Origin of the sequence: Paenibacillus sp. FSL R7-0302 (genome assembly GCF_038006885.1) — a bacterium.
Classification (GTDB): Bacteria; Bacillota; Bacilli; order Paenibacillales; family Paenibacillaceae; genus Paenibacillus_AQ.
The window spans coordinates 1,588,424-1,602,012 of the sequence record NZ_JBBOWB010000001.1 but is presented as its reverse complement, the minus strand read 5'-3'; the positions used below and the strand labels follow the sequence as shown (position 1 = coordinate 1,602,012).

The window sequence follows — 13,589 nt, the reverse complement described above, 5'->3', positions numbered from 1 at the left end:
TTCAAGTGCACTAGTGCTCTTCATTCACTCAGCTAGCCCACTTTCGGCTAATTCAGGGGCACTAGTGCTCCTCATTCGCTCATCTAGCCAACTTTCTAGAAATTCAGGTGCACTAGTGCTCCTCATTCGCTCATCTAACTCACCTCAAGCAGCACATCCAGCCCATTTCCAGCCAACTCAAAGGGATTTATCCCTCTCTTTCCAGCTTCCAGCCCATTTCCAGCCAACTCAAAGGGATTTATCCCTCTCATTCCAGCTTCCAGCCCACTTTCAGCCAACTTAAAGGGATTTATCCCTCTCTTTCCAGCTTCCAGCCCATTTCCAGCCAACTTAAAGGGATTTATCCCTCTCATTCCAGCTTCCAGCCAACTTTCAGCCAACTTAAAGGCATTTATCCCTCTCATTCCAGCTTCCAGCCCATTTTCAGCCAACTCAAAGGGATTTGTCCCTCTCATTTCTGCATCCAGCCTGCTTTCAACCGAACCAAAGGGATTTATCCCTCTCATTCCAGCTTCCAGCCCATTTTCAGCCAACTTAAAGGCATTTATCCCTCTCATTCCAGCTTCCGGCCTACTTCCAGCCGAACCAGAGGGATTTATCCCTCTAAATTGCCGCATCCAGCCCATCTAGCCCACCCGGTGCATTTCATTTTACAAACCGGACTATCTCCAAGTACCTCCAGCAGCTAAGCAGCTAACACTTTAGCTCCACTTCCTCCAGCAGCTACGCGCTTTCCCCTGCCCTCAACACGGCCGGGAGCCAGATTTTCTCGGCCTGCCCTGCTACATTCCCACCGCTCATCTGTACGAGCAGGCAGCGTACCGCCTCCTCCCCCATACTCACATAGGGGATCTCTACGCAGCTTAAGGATGGCAGGCTGAGCCGGTGTCCCTGAATGGTATTATCAGCTGCCATGATGCGCAGGTCTTCGCCGATCCGCAGGCCCAGCTTATGGGCCGTCCGGTACAGCTCCGGGATCTCGCTCGACCAATTGACCAGGAGCGGCGCATTCGGCTGGCCGGAATCTCCCGCCAGCCCCTGCAGGCATTCTGCCCAAGCGCCCCCATGCTCCTCCAGGCGAATAATTACCGGTTCCATCCCACGCGATGTACACCAGCTCGTGTAGGCTTCCCGGCGGTTTCGCTCCGCCCAGTTATCCGCGTCAAGCGCATGATACACCTCGGCGTAGACCGGCCCCGGGTGCTGTGCCGTGCCTTCCCGCATCAAGTAATCCAGTGCGGTCTTCACACTGCCTGAATAATCAGCCAGTACCGAGTATACTCCCGGCACTTCCGCATATCCTTCCACGGAGACGTAGGGGACTCCGGCAGCGCTGACGCGGGAGGCCCATTCTTCGTCCCGGTAGCTGGTGTGGTCCAGGGTGACAATGCCGTCGATCTTCCGCTGGTGATACAATTCCAGCAGCTCGGCCCTGCCGCCCGTATTGCCCTTGGGGCGCGGGGAACAGAGCAGGATGTGATACCCGCCCAGCTCACACTCCCGCTGCATCCCTTCCAGCAGCCGGATGAACAGCGGATGGCGCGTATCCCCGTATGCGGCAAGCGTCATGCTTCTGCCTGTCTTCATGCTGCGCGCGCCCGCGTCCACATGATAATTCAGCTCACGGATCGCTTCCAGCACAGCCTCACGTGTATCTGCCCCAACCCCTATGCCGGGCGTATCGTTCAGCACCGCAGAGACGACACTGCGCGACACGCCCGCCCGTTTGGCTACATCGAAGCTGGTGACTCTTTTTTTGCTCATACTTTTCAGCACCTCAAGGGAAGTATAACACGTGTTATGAAACAAAGTATAGCGCTATCTTATGGTGACGGAAAGGCAAGCTAAAGCCGGGAAGTCCCCCCTCAACAAGTCACAATCCGCATACCCATCCGCACAAAAAGCCCCGCAGCCCATATTCAACGTCATTCATGGCACGGGGCAATTTATTTATTTCTGCAGCTCCTGGTCCTTTTGCTTCAGCAGGTCTGCGTATTCTTCCTTGTACTGCTCCAGCTTCTGCTTGAGCTCGGCATTGCCGGGACTCGTCTTCAGCAGGCTGCTGGTCGTCAGGATGTTAGTGACCACACTATCAATCTTCTCGTCAATAATATCAATTTTGCTCTTGGCCGCAGTCAAAGCAGGATCTGGCGTAGTCACCGGCACTGGACCAACCAGCGAGCTTCTCTCATCGGACAACGGAGGCGCCGGTTGCCCCTTATCCTCCAGACTAATCGTTTTGCCCTTCACCGTCACTTTGAACCCGGCCAATTCGCCAATCGCCCGTACGGGCGCGTAGCTCTTGCCATCAATGACAATGGCCGGATCTGCCAGCTTTTTTCCATACACATTTACCGTATACTCCGCCTGAATGGCCTTTCCTACCAGTGTTGCAGAAGCACCAAGCGCCTGCGCACCCACCATCAGTATCGCTCCGGCAATGACGCCGGCAGCAATCTTTTTCATAAGAAATTCACTCCCTGTATAAGACTATGACTATTATTCTATCATTTTATAGCGGCGGGTGCTTCTCTTCGGCTGTAAATTGGCTTACAGTTATTTTTTTCCAATGAAAAAAGAGTTCTGATTGTCCCCTAATTACCTCGGATCAGACCAACTTAGAGATTGACAACACGGCTATTCCTCTCTATCATAGTTAAATGATAATGATTATCATCTTCATTCAACTACATACCTTCTAAAGGAGCATAGCACATGCCAAGCCTCAAAAAATTAGTACTCCCGTTAACCCTGCTTCTCTTCACCTTGATTCTGGCCTCCTGCGGCCAGCCGGACAATACGGCTGCGTCCACTCCCACAACACCCGCCGCCACAAATCAACCAACCTTAGCTCCTGAAGCCAGCCCGGCGGCTGTCACGGAAGCTGCTGCAACACGGAAGTATACGGATTACAAGAAACGGGAGGTTGAAATCCCCGCCGATCCTCAGAAAATTGTGTATGTTGGCAGTAATCCGGGTGACCTGCTGGCGCTCGGGATTAAGCCTGCGGGAGCTTCGCTAAGCGTCATCGGCACTCAGGTGGCTTACCCCGATCTGCTCGAAGGGATTGAGGACATCGGGTATCCGTTCTCTGCTGAGAAGATTCTGGCCTTATCCCCAGACCTGATTATCTTCGACGATTGGGACGAGACCGGGATTGAAGCATTAAGTAAAATCGCGCCGACCGTGGTGGTGGGACTGGACGGCACCTTCCCGACGGAGGAGCGTGTCCGGCAACTCGCTGACTTGTTCGGCCGCACGGAAGCTGCGGACCGCTGGTTCAATGATTATAAGACGAAGGTTGCCTCCGTGAAGAAGCAGCTCAACCTAACTGAAGGCGATACAGCTACCTCCCTGCTGGTGCTCGGCTCCGAGCTGTACATTATGGGCGGCAAAGGTCTGAACGAAACGCTGTACGGACAGCTTGGCTTCAAACCGGCAGAAGGCGTACAGAAGCTGGTCGATGCCGGCGAACGGTTCGTAACCATCTCTGACGAGGTGCTGCCACAGTATATTGGAAAGCATATGTTCCTCCTTACCGACACCAGCAGCAAGACGGCTGCAAGACAGAGCGCGCTGATGGACAGCGGCTTGTGGAAGGCCATTCCTGCCGTCAAGGAAGGCCGCGTATATACCTTCGACAGCAAGTATAACTTCGATGACCCGATTACGCTGGACAGGCTGCTGGATGAGATCGCGGGCATTTTCAAAGGTAAACAGTAATTAGAAAAATCGCGTTGACCGCATGTAATCGGTTTTTCGATTACATTCGGTCCATGTACATCGCGACTGCGTATCCCCAAAAAAAGACTAAGGCTGCCTGGGAAAATCCCGGCAGCCTTAGTCTTCGTCCAGCTATAATTCTACTCCTGCTTACCCGCCCACCTTCACAGAAACCGCACCCTTCGCAGCGATATCTAGGGTCAATAATTCTTCCCCCTCCAGCCGCACAGCCACGGTCTCCGGGGTCTCTCCGTCGTTGAACAGGACGACCGCTAGCGAGCCGTCCGCGTTGCGGAAGGCAACCGAACGCAGATGCTCCCGGCTCGCCGCAGACTCCAGGCGCAAGGCTCCGGGGCGGATCACCTTGCTGAAATGTGCCAGTGCATAGTAGTCCAGGGTATACGTCAGCTCCCGGGTCTGCTGGTTGACCGTCACTACCCCACGGCAGGTGCTCTCCCCGAAGCCCGGCACCGTAGGGCCGTTCAGTTCATCCAAGGCCATATTCCATAGCACGAACGATTTGCTGTGATTCCGCAGAATCTCAATTCCCGTGCGCATCACATTGGAGAAGGCCTGCTCGAACGGGGGAATCCATTCCCCGCCGGAGCCTTCGGTGAAATGGACCTCATGATCCGGGTAGGCCGCCTGCACCTCCGACTGCGCGGACGCCGCGCCGCCGTACCAGTGCCAGGCTACGCCGTCCACCTCTGCCCCGGCTGCCTCCAGCACAGACAGCGGATAATCCGGCCGGTCCCAGTTATGGTCATAGCAGAAGATTTTGGCGGCCAGCCCGTGCTGCCTGAACGCAGGCTTCAGATAGTCCCGGATGAACTCCCGCTGCTCCTCCGGCAGCATCAGCATACTGGGGTAATGCTGCGGCTCATAGAGCGGCTCGTTCTGCACAGTGACAGCATAGATAGGTAAGCTATGAGCGGCATAGGCCTGAATATAGCGGACAAAATAATCCGCATACACCCCGTAATACTCCGGCTTCAGCCGCCCGGCGATCATCGAGCCGCTGGTCTTCATCCAGCCCGGTGCACTCCAGGGTGAGGCCATCAGCTTCAGCTCAGGATTAAGCCTGATTGCCTCCTGTACCAGAGGAATGATGTCCGCTTCATCGTGGGCGATGGAGAATCCGGCCAACTCTGGATCACTCCCGCCTTCAGGCAGGTCGTTATAGCTATATACCGTTCTTGCATAATCCGAGGCGCCCATGGGATTACGCAGGAAGGACAAGCCGATCCCCGCCTGCGGATCGAACAGCTTCCGCATCACCTCCGTCCGCTGCTCTGCGCTTAGCACCTGATGGATCAGGTAGGCGGCCGAGTCGGTGAAGGAAGCCCCGAAGCCATCCATCTCCTGATAGGTCTTACTCGCATCAATGTCAACGGTGACCGTAACTCTACCAGCAGGAGTCTGCGGCAGCGCCGCAGCAGGCTGTTCCACGAACAGCCGGTCCTCTCCGCCGGACTGGTACATGATCATTTCCCGCATGTGTTATCCCTCCATCTTCTTATATAAAAGGGCCCAAAACGGGCCCTCCCTTGCGCCTTGCCTACTTAATGCCCAGCTTTTCTTTATTGGCCTTCATCTTCTCGCTGCGGACCTCTACAATCTTGCTCCAGTTGTTCTTGTCCAGGAAGGCCTTATGCTCCGCCAGAACGCTGTCAAAGGTTGCCTCGTCCTTGGCACGGATCATGCTGACCAGCGTAGTGTTCCAGTTCGTATTAATGGCCGTCTGGCCGCGGGCCTCCGGCGTTCCCTGATCCGGGTTAATGTTCTCCAGGATGAAGTGCGGCTTCAGCTTGCCCTTGCCCCATTCCTGCATCTGCTTGATGGACTCGGGGAACGCATCCTTGCTCAGCGCTTTGTGACGGTCATGTCCGAAGAACATGAATTCGCCCATCCGGTAGTCCTTCTTGAACTTATCCGCATTATTCAGCTGCAGGTCCTTCACTTCCGGCAGCAGCTCAACTGTACCGTCCGGGTTCGATTTATACGTCACGCCTTCAACCCCGTAGTTCATCAGCTTCTGTCCTTCTTCGCTCAGCAGATACGTGAAGATTTGAATCGCTTTGGCCGGGTCCTTGCAATTCTTCGTGATGTAATTGATCATCCAGCCGGTAATCCCGGATTGATTGAGAGTCGGCTGATGTCCTACAGTGCTCTGCGGCCCGTCAATAGCCATGTACTCCTTACCTGGATTGGCACTCATGAAGATCTGCAGATTGCCGCCCTGCTGAGGCGTACCGTCGAGCAGCATCGTAGCATATTTGCCGGATTTCACCTTTTCCTCAAAGCCGGTTCCGTCATCCGCGAAGCTGTCATCACTGATCGCCCCGTCCCGGTACACCGCATTCAGCGTCCGCAGCCAGGTCAGATAATCCTCATCCAGATTGCGGTTGTAGAACTTACCGTCCTCCGTCTCCAGCGGAACGCCGATGAAATCCTGCAGCGCATCCCCGAGCGAGCCGGTCCCTTCCCCGATCGCATTGAACCCGAAGGGAATCATATCCGGGAATTTGCTCTTAATCTCATTCATTGTTTTCTGGAAGGCCTCCGGGGTCCCGAAGTCAGGGCTGCCCAGCGCTTCATAGACATCCTTGCGGATGACAAAAGCCGTCTTCGCCGGAATATTGCCGCTGTCATAATCCGCCTGTGTATTGGAATAGTTCGGATAACCGTAGGTTTTGCCGTCCTTCAGCTGGAACCAGTTCAGCGTGTCGGCAGCGGCCACCTTGTTGAAATACGGGTCATACTTCTCCGCCAGCTCATTGAGCGGAAGCGCCCAGGTGGCGGCTTTTTGCACAACCGGGGAATTGGAGTCGAAGATCGTCAGCAGATCCGGCATATCGCCGCCCGCGAAGAACGTATTCAGCTTCGTATCGTCCCCGGTAATGAACTTGATGTTGATGTTCAGATCCTCTTTGATCTTCTTGGTGACTACATCCTTGCCGAAGTCCGTATTCCACCAGTCTGCGTTCACATACCAGGTTAAGTCCGTAGTCTCGCTCTTCTTATCCAGCTGCCAGGCCGGAGTCTCCGGGTCTACCGTATACCGGCCTTCAAGCGACACCTCTACTTCCTTAGTCGAACCGCCGCCGGAGCTGCACCCTGCCGCCACCAGCATAGCTGCCATCAGGAGCAGCACAGGCTTAAGCGTCTTTTTGCCGAGAACTTTAGTCATCTTGATCATCTTCTTGACCTCCTATAATGTAGTGAACCTCTTCTACTCCTTGACCGCTCCCAGCATCATGCCCGAGATGAAGTACCGCTGAAGAATGGGATACATCGCAACAATCGGCAGTGTGGTAATGACAATGGTGGCCAGCTGAACGCCTTTGGTGGTGGTCTCAATGACGACGGAGCCTCCGATATTCTGCATGGACTGGGTCTGCGACTGCACAATAATCTCATACAGCTTCATCTGCAGCGGGTAGAGCGCCTGGTCGGTAATATACAGCTTCGTGGTCATGAAGTCGTTCCATTGTCCCACCCCGTTGAACAGGGCGATGGTGGCCATCGCGGGCATGGACAGCGGAATGAAGATTTTGAGGAAAATATGCCAGTCGCCTGCGCCGTCAATCTTGGCCGACTCCTCCAGCGAATCCGGCACGTTGCGGAAAAAGTTCATCAGAATCACCACATCGTAATAACTGAATAATGCCGGGATAATATACACCCAGAAGCTGTTCAGCAGCCCGAGCGATTTGATCAGCAGGTACGTCGGAATCATTCCGCCGGAGAAAAACATCGTGATGACGCCCATCGCCACATACAGCTTGCGGCCGCGGATGTATCTTTTGCTGAGACCGTAGCCGATCATCGCGCAAAAGAATACGTGGGTGATCACCCCTATGAACGTCTTAGCGACCGAGACAACGAAGGATTGACCGATCGTGCTGTCATTGAAGACCGCCCGGTAATTCTCCAGCGAGAATTCTTTGGACCAGAAGATGAATCCGCCCTCGGCCAGCGCCCTGCCCGAACTAAGGGAGGAGATAATTACGTTCCATAGGGGAACGAGGATAATAACCATGAAGCAGACCAACAGCACCTTATTCACCGCATCAAAGATCCGGCTGTCGAGATCTTCCCGTATGACCTTCCGATTCACTCTAACGCCCCCTCTACAACACGGATTGATTATCGTTCAATTTACTGGTGACCTTGTTGGCCATAAGCAGCAGGATTACCGACACAATGGAGACACCGAGGCCGACAGCCGTAGCATAAGAGAAATCGCCCTGCGTCATCCCCATGCGGTAGACATAAGAGTTGATGACCTCTGCTTTCTCCCGGTTCTGCGAGTTCATCAAGACCAGCGTCTGATCCAGATTCGAGCCGAGCAGGCCGCTTACCGTCAAAATCAGATTCAGGCTGATGATCGCCTTCATGTTCGGAAGGGTGATATTCCAGATCTGACGCAGCCGGCCGGCTCCATCAATCCGGGCCGCTTCGTAGTAGGTGGGGTCAATCTTTGCCATAATCGCCAGATACAGAATGGTACCCCAGCCGGCTTCCTTCCAGATATCGGACAACGTGGCAATCCACCAGTACTTGCCTGCATCCAGCAGGATATTGGACGGCTTCGAGATCAGCCCGAGATTCAGCAGCAGCTCATTGAACAGCCCCGAGGTAGAGAACCAGGTGATCAGCATCCCGCCCAGGACGATCCACGACAGGAAATGCGGCAGATAGGAGATGGTCTGGACGAATTTTTTGAAGCGGCCCATGTTCAGCTCATAGATCATAATGGCGAGAATAATCGGAATGATGAATCCGATGCCCAGCTTCAGGAAGCTGATCCCCAGTGTATTCACGACCGCATCCCAGAAGTATTCGTCCGACAGAATGATCCGGAAGTTGTCCAGCCCCACCCAGGGTGCAGTGGACAAGGTATCAATGACCGTGTAATTCTTGAAGGCAATCGTCAGCCCGTAGATCGGTATGTAGCAGAAAATAATCATAAAAATAATGCCCGGCAGCACCATCGACTGAATCTCCCACTGCCTCTTGTAATCGGTTACAAATTCTTTGATCCGCTGCCCCACAGGCTTCTTGGCGGACGGCGGGATCACTGGCGGGATGGAAGCTGATGCAGTAGACGCTGATGGTTTATTCATGATCTTGTCCCCCTCTCCATTGAGATATCACGTTAGTGCTCAATTTGTTGCTCAAAGCAATAAAAACGTTTTTATTTTGGCGCAAAAAATCCCCCTCCTGTAAAATCAGTTTCACCCGCTGCCCTCTATCTGCGGTCCTTCCGCTCCAGCTTCACATGACTTGAGCCTCTTACGACAAGCTCGCCCTGCAGCTTCTGTGCTGCGCCCTGCTCCTTGTCTTGAATCATGCGGACCAGATGATCAATCGCCAGCATGCCCTGTCTTGCAATCTGATTCCTTACCGTCGTAAGCGGCGGCGAATAATAAGGGGCGATATCAATATCATCGAAGCCCATCACGCTGACATCCTGCGGCACTTCATAACCGTAGCTCTTGAGTGCTTGAATACAGCCCATTGCACTGATATCATTGCCGGCCAGGAAGGCGTCAGGGACTCTCGCGGGATGCAGACGGAGATAAGACTTCACGGCATTATAGGTGCTGTCCTCCTCAAAATACCCCTGAAGGATAAAATCCTCCTCCACCGGAAGCTGGTATTCACGCAGCGCCGCCAGATAGCCTTCCTTCCGCTGCACGCTGTCGAACATCGTATCCACGCCGGAGATATAGGCAATCCGCTTATGCCCCAGGCTGATTAAATACTTCGTAGCCTCATAGCCTGATTCGTAGGAATCAAAGATAATGCTGCCCATCCCTTCATCCTCCAGCACCCGGTCCAGAAACACCGCCTTGATCTTGTCTTTCTTCATAGCGGCAATATCCTGCTCGTCGATGCCCAGCTCCTCATAGATAATGACGCCATCCACCCGCCGTCCGAGGATATTGCTCATAATGACTTGTTTGTCCTTGGTGACGAATACATTCAGGCCATAGCCCATGCGGTCGCACTGACGGGACATGGATTCTACCAGCTTATAGAAGTACGGACCGGACACACTTGTCGTGAAGAACCCCAGCATCTTCGTGGTCCCTGATTTCAGCAGCTTGCCGTTCAGATTCGGCACGTAATTCAGGCGCTGGGCTACCTTGAGAATATGGGCTTTGGTCTCCGGGCTCAGCACATCCACATCATTCAGGGCGTTGGAGACCGTGGAGATGGAGACCCCGGCTTCCCGTGCGACATCTTTGATCGTTATCTTAGCCATATCAATGTTCCTTTTTGATAAAAACGTTTTTATTGACTCTAAAGTAACATGAAACCGCTTTAAATACAACACTTTTTCTCATTAGCTTTTTCCAGCCACCTTTTCTGCTCATTATTGCCCGCCGGACGCAAGCATAAGCTGGTTCAGCATACAATAACTTCTATGTATTTGATTTTATCTTATTTTACTATAAGACAGCGGGAATTAGCTATGCCAGGGTGAGGGTGCGGAGCAGACTTATGCCAAGTGGAAACGGCTTTGCCGTCCCTTTAAAGGACGGCACCGTTTCGGCGAGAAATAGAAAGATAATGCATAGGGTGAAACATATACATTTTTATATTTCGAAGGAAAGCCTTGCTTAGTCTGGCAGGCCTTCCTTTGGCATATCGTATTATTTGGTCAAGCCCAAACGCCGGTATCTCATGACTCTGCGGTACATGGATTTATCCTTGAGCTGATTAAAAATATAAGGATCGGGATTCATATTCACTTCAATAATCCACGGCTTCAGCGCGCGGTCCAGTCCGATGTCTACACCGAACTGCCGGTGGTGCGGATAGGTCTTCCGCAGCTGTGACGCTATGCGGACGCCCAAGCGGTTCATTTCCCCCTTAAGCTGCACAAGCTGCTGCGCAGACAGATGGGTGGAGAGCAAATGCTCCACTGCGGTCGGTTTGCCGCCGCTGTGGTAATTGGTCACAATTTTGCGCGGGTGCCCGAGCCGCCCGATAATCCCGGTAGCTTCCCAGACTCCCTTAGGACCGCGCTGTACCATCACCCGGATATCGAAACGGCGCCCGTGGTGCTTCAGCAGGTGGATGCCTTTTTGCAGCAGATAGCTCCTCTTGCCGATTCTTGCCGCCAGACTGTGATGAAAAGCCTCAAACGTAGCGAACCGGCGCACGGTCTCCTCATATTGATACATATATCCCTGCCGCTCCCTCCGCTCCGCGCGGATTACACCCATGCCATACGTTCCCCGTTCCGGCTTGATATAGATCATTCCATAGCCGTGTATCATCTGCTCCAGATTGCGCCTGTTAAATCTCCGGGTATCGGGGATAAAAACCTTGATTGTCTCGTTCTTAAGCAGCAGTTGTGTCTTATACCATTTGCTCTGACCTGACTGAACTTTTTTGGCTGTCACTTACGCACTCTCCTGTCCGGGATGGGAGCCACCGCTCCCAATTTACATAAAGTTACATATTCACTGCATCCTATGCCGGTGGAGGTACAGTTGAATATATCATTTGCCCCGCACAAAAAGATTAACTTTCTCAGGATGATGGCCCTATCAACCGCTGCTCAGCAGGCATACCCTAGTGAAGACGCTCAAATGTCAATATATGTATGGAGATGAAGCTATGTCCGTTGCTGCCGTAAGCGTGGCCTCAAGTGCTCCACCGATCGATGTCCTGATTCCTGCTATCGAAAAGGATCTCGCCACCCTCCCTTATGTAATTGATAGTCTTCGCCGGTATGTCCAGCACTCTATCAGTAATATCTATATTGTCTCGCCGGAGAATCGTAGAATCAGACAGCTGTGCTCCCGGAAAGCTTGCGTCTTTGTCAATGAAACCACCGTCCTCCCGTTCACCAAAAAAGCGATCCGCTATTCCTCCTCCCGCTGGAACCGGTCAGGCTGGCTGTATCAGCAGCTGCTCAAGATGAATGGGGATCAGGTGTGCCGTGAGAAGTATTTCCTGGTCATTGATGCAGATACGGTGCTCATCCGTCCCCACCGCTTCCGTTCCGGCGGGAAAAGCATCTTCTATTGCCGCAGCTGGAGCCAGCCGGAATATTTCCGCACCTACCGCAAGCTGCTCGGTGCCCCTGCGCCTTCACCCAAGTCGTTCGTGACCCACTACATGCTGTTTGATTCCGCGAAGCTGGCCAGTCTCAAACGAAAAATTGCAGCCCGCCACGGCATGTCCTGGCACGCGGCTATTTTGCACTCTATCAACAAGAAGCGGCAGTTCGGCTTCTCTGAATTCGAGACCTATGCCAACTATGTGTACAGCGCAAACCGCACCTCTGTGCTGCTCAAGAATGCCAATAATAAAGCGCTGAAGACCCCGGCGGGCTCGCTGACTGAGGCGCAAATCCGGAAGTACGCCGGGTCTTACCGTTCGCTCTCCTTCCATCAGCGCAAGGGATACTCCACTCCGGGCAAGCCTTAAGGAGGCAAGAAACGTGATGCATACTATTCTTCTGTGCGGCGGCTCCGGCCAGCGGCTGTGGCCTCTGTCCGGCAGCATCCGCTCCAAGATGTTCCTGCCGCTGCTGCCCGCACCGGGCGGGGGCACAGAATCCATGATCGGGCGGGTATGCCGTCAGCTCGGTCAGGCCGGACTGGATGAATCCCTGTTGCTCGTGGCCCATCAGGAGCAGATAGCCCTCATACAGCGGTATACCGGGAGTAAATATCCGGTGACCGGTGAGCCTTGCAAGCGCGGCACCTTCACTGCTGCCGCGTTAGGCGCGCTGCATTTGCTTGCCGCTGGAAAGGCACAGCCGGAGGACATCCTCTGTATCGCTCCGGCCGACATGTTCGCGGATGATGATTTCTTCCGCCAGTTCCATCAATTTGAGGCACTTCTGGCCGATTCTGAGGCCGAACTCCTCCTGCTTGGAACAAGGCCTTCGTATCCCTCAGAGCAATACGGCTATATCGTTCCGTCACTGGAGAGCTCTTGCGGGTATGCTCCGGTATTAACTTTTGCAGAGAAGCCGGATAAGGTTAAAGCCCTGGAGCTGATGCGGGAGCAGGCCTTATGGAATTGCGGGGTATTCGCTGCGCGGATGAGCTTCCTGCTGGAGCATCTGGAGAGGCTGGGGCTGCCCGTGGAATTCGCAGCATTAACCGTGCAGTATCCAGAGCTTCCGGTCCGCAGCTTCGACAAGGAAGTGGCAGAACGCAGCACCAAAGCGGTTGTCGTAAGGCATGAAGGGGAATGGTCCGACCTGGGAAGCTGGGATACGCTGACAGACCGGCTGCCATCGCAGGTTATTGGAGCAGGCGGGCTATGGGGAGAATGCGGAGACAGTTACCTTATTAACGAGCTGGAGTTGCCGCTGCATGTCATTGGTGTCTCCGGCATAGTAGCCATAGCCGGTCCCGAAGGTATCCTGATCGCTGATAAGAAGGACGCTAACACCATCAAGGATATTCTGGCGGAGAATTCAGTAACGGAGCCGAGGTATGGTGAAACGGGCTGGGGCAGCTATACCGTTGTAGACCGGGAATCAGACGGCTCCCGGCTTGTCCTTACGGCAATGCTTACCCTGCTGCCGGGCCATGAGCTGCCTGAAATGACCTGTGAGCATTGTGCCAAGTCCTGGATGATTGTGTCCGGTCACGGAGAGGTTACGGTGAACGGAGCTACATCAGCTGCATGTGCTGGCGGAAGCTATACCATAGCGAGAGGACAACAGCATACGGTCAGCGCCTGGAGCGCAATGAAGCTTATTGAGGTACGGATAAGCGAAGCAGGAGAGGACGGGAAGGTCTATAGCTGCTGATAGGAAGATGCGGACTTCCTCTCCACTGCCGACGGCACAATCAAGAGGGATACTGCAAACATCAAAGGGA

General features: G+C 53.8%; 12 protein-coding genes. 3 read left to right on the top strand and 9 right to left on the bottom strand.

Annotated features, from left to right (window positions below):
* Positions 1-134: 134 nt before the first annotated feature.
* The 3 genes from MKY96_RS06685 to MKY96_RS06675 all read right to left on the bottom strand — a co-directional run bounded on the left by MKY96_RS06685 (position 135) and on the right by MKY96_RS06675 (position 2,466).
* Entirely contained in the window at positions 135-557 is a 423-nt protein-coding gene (locus MKY96_RS06685; RefSeq protein ID WP_340939359.1) for a hypothetical protein, read from the bottom strand.
* 166 nt (positions 558-723) lie between these two features.
* Positions 724-1,764: a LacI family DNA-binding transcriptional regulator gene (locus MKY96_RS06680; RefSeq protein ID WP_340939358.1), complete on the bottom strand. Its 1,041-nt coding sequence runs from the start codon at positions 1,762-1,764 to the stop codon at positions 724-726.
* A 186-nt stretch (positions 1,765-1,950) separates the two neighbouring features.
* Positions 1,951-2,466 (bottom strand): hypothetical protein, encoded by a 516-nt coding sequence (locus MKY96_RS06675; protein ID WP_340939356.1) that lies wholly within the window; start codon positions 2,464-2,466, stop codon positions 1,951-1,953.
* A gap of 249 nt (positions 2,467-2,715) precedes the next feature.
* On the opposite strand from MKY96_RS06675, the gene MKY96_RS06670 reads away from it, so the two are divergent.
* Positions 2,716-3,723, top strand: coding sequence for an ABC transporter substrate-binding protein (locus MKY96_RS06670; protein ID WP_340939355.1), 1,008 nt, complete (start codon positions 2,716-2,718; stop codon positions 3,721-3,723).
* A gap of 150 nt (positions 3,724-3,873) precedes the next feature.
* On the opposite strand, the gene MKY96_RS06665 is transcribed toward MKY96_RS06670, so the two are convergent.
* The 6 genes from MKY96_RS06665 to MKY96_RS06640 form a co-directional block, all read right to left on the bottom strand.
* Positions 3,874-5,220 (bottom strand): glycoside hydrolase family 30 protein, encoded by a 1,347-nt coding sequence (locus MKY96_RS06665; RefSeq protein WP_340939354.1) that lies wholly within the window; start codon positions 5,218-5,220, stop codon positions 3,874-3,876.
* A gap of 61 nt (positions 5,221-5,281) precedes the next feature.
* Positions 5,282-6,922, bottom strand: a complete 1,641-nt coding sequence (locus MKY96_RS06660; protein WP_340939353.1) for a sugar ABC transporter substrate-binding protein — start codon at positions 6,920-6,922, stop codon at positions 5,282-5,284.
* Between the two features lie 33 nt (positions 6,923-6,955).
* Positions 6,956-7,843 (bottom strand): carbohydrate ABC transporter permease, encoded by an 888-nt coding sequence (locus MKY96_RS06655; RefSeq protein ID WP_340939351.1) that lies wholly within the window; start codon positions 7,841-7,843, stop codon positions 6,956-6,958.
* Between the two features lie 13 nt (positions 7,844-7,856).
* Entirely contained in the window at positions 7,857-8,852 is a 996-nt protein-coding gene (locus tag MKY96_RS06650) for an ABC transporter permease (protein WP_340939349.1), read from the bottom strand.
* 125 nt (positions 8,853-8,977) lie between these two features.
* Entirely contained in the window at positions 8,978-9,997 is a 1,020-nt protein-coding gene (locus tag MKY96_RS06645; protein WP_036698589.1) for a LacI family DNA-binding transcriptional regulator, read from the bottom strand.
* Positions 9,998-10,388: 391 nt separating this feature from the next.
* Positions 10,389-11,144 (bottom strand): YheC/YheD family protein, encoded by a 756-nt coding sequence (locus MKY96_RS06640; RefSeq protein ID WP_340939345.1) that lies wholly within the window; start codon positions 11,142-11,144, stop codon positions 10,389-10,391.
* Between the two features lie 217 nt (positions 11,145-11,361).
* Here MKY96_RS06640 and MKY96_RS06635 point away from each other — a divergent pair, with 217 nt between their 5' ends.
* Both MKY96_RS06635 and MKY96_RS06630 read left to right on the top strand, forming a co-directional pair.
* Entirely contained in the window at positions 11,362-12,177 is an 816-nt protein-coding gene (locus tag MKY96_RS06635) for a DUF6492 family protein (RefSeq protein ID WP_445671474.1), read from the top strand.
* A gap of 16 nt (positions 12,178-12,193) precedes the next feature.
* Positions 12,194-13,519: a sugar phosphate nucleotidyltransferase gene (locus MKY96_RS06630; RefSeq protein ID WP_340944479.1), complete on the top strand. Its 1,326-nt coding sequence runs from the start codon at positions 12,194-12,196 to the stop codon at positions 13,517-13,519.
* The last annotated feature ends 70 nt before the right edge of the window (positions 13,520-13,589 follow it).